General features: G+C 67.9%; 1 protein-coding gene and 1 rRNA gene. Both read right to left on the bottom strand.

Going from position 1 to position 1,304, the window contains the following annotated elements; all coding sequences use genetic code 11:
- Positions 1–742, bottom strand: a 742-nt coding sequence (locus AB0N02_RS47035; protein ID WP_363961665.1) for a hypothetical protein, incomplete at its 3' end; no start/stop codon positions are given.
- 476 nt (positions 743–1,218) lie between these two features.
- Positions 1,219–1,304 (bottom strand): 5S ribosomal RNA (gene rrf, locus AB0N02_RS47030); the annotation flags it as partial.

Raw genomic sequence — 1,304 nt, 5'->3', positions numbered from 1 at the left:
ACGCCGTAGGAGGGACGACGGTCACCGTCGCGGCCGCGGTCGTTGTAGGGACGACGCTCCCCACCACGATCGTCGCGATAGCCCCCACCGGGACGGTCATCGCGGTTGTAGGACGGCCTGCCGCCGCCCGGACGGTCGTCACGGTTGGAAGAGGGCCTGCCGCCGCCCGAACGCGGACCGTACTGACCACGAACCTGGTCACGGTCACCGTAGGAACGACGCTCCCCACCACGACCCTCGCGATAACCCCCACCAGGACGGTCGTCACGGTTGAAGGACGGGCGGTCGCCTCCGCGGTCGTCGCGGTAGCCCCCGCCGGGACGGTCATCGCGGTTGTAGGACGGCCTGCCGCCACCCGGACGGTCATCGCGGTTGTAGGACGGCCTGCCGCCACCCGGACGGTCGTCACGGTTGGAAGAGGGCCTGCCGCCGCCCGAACGCGGACCGTACTGACCACGAACCTGGTCACGGTCACCGTAGGAACGACGCTCCCCACCACCGGAACGGTCGTCACGACCGTAGGAGGGCCGCCCGCCCCCACGGCTGTCGCCATAACCACCGGCCGGCCGATCGCCGCGATCGCGGAACCCGGATGAACCTCCGGCGCGCCCTTCTCGGCGCTCGCCGTAGCGAGGGCCGTCGCCCGGACGCCCTCTGCCGCCACCCGCGCGATCGCCGCGGTAGCCTCCCTGCCCGCCAGATCCGCGGTTCTCGCCTTCTTCGCGTCGGCCCACGCCGTCACGCCCGTTATCACTGTTCACTTCTGGATCCATTCGTTTGCTCACTCAGCGAGCGCGTCCGTTTCCCAGGTGGATGGGACGATTCGCCATGCGGGCGGTCTCCGGCCGCGGGATGCGCCCCGTTCGCTATCGCTGCCCCGCCCTATCGTGGTCTGGCGCGACGAAGGCCACCCTCGGTGGAGTGGCCCGGCCCCTTCAGCCTAGCAAGCCGTTCAAAGTCCGTACGCCCTATGCCATTGTGCCTGCAAATGATCTAGCACGATGCTCCCAGGATCCCTGCCTTCAGGATCCCTGCCTTCGCGTACGGCCCGGCGGCCTCGCCGTGATGCCGCACCCCACCCGTCCCGTGGAGAACATGTGCCACAGCAGGAAGGACAGGACATGGAAAGGCTTCTCAGGGAGAACCTCGAAACCCTCTGGAAAGCCCTGGAAAACAAAAGGAGGGCCACCCCAACGGGTGACCCTCCTTCGAAAGATTGTCCGGCGGCGACCTACTCTCCCACACCGTCCCCGGTGCAGTACCATCGGCGCTGAAGAGCTTAACTTCCGGGTTCGGAATGTAAC

This window comes from Streptosporangium sp. NPDC051022, assembly GCF_040683035.1.
Lineage (GTDB): Bacteria > Actinomycetota > Actinomycetes > Streptosporangiales > Streptosporangiaceae > Streptosporangium.
The sequence above is the reverse complement of the archived record's forward strand: the minus strand, read 5'-3'. Positions and strand labels throughout refer to the sequence as shown.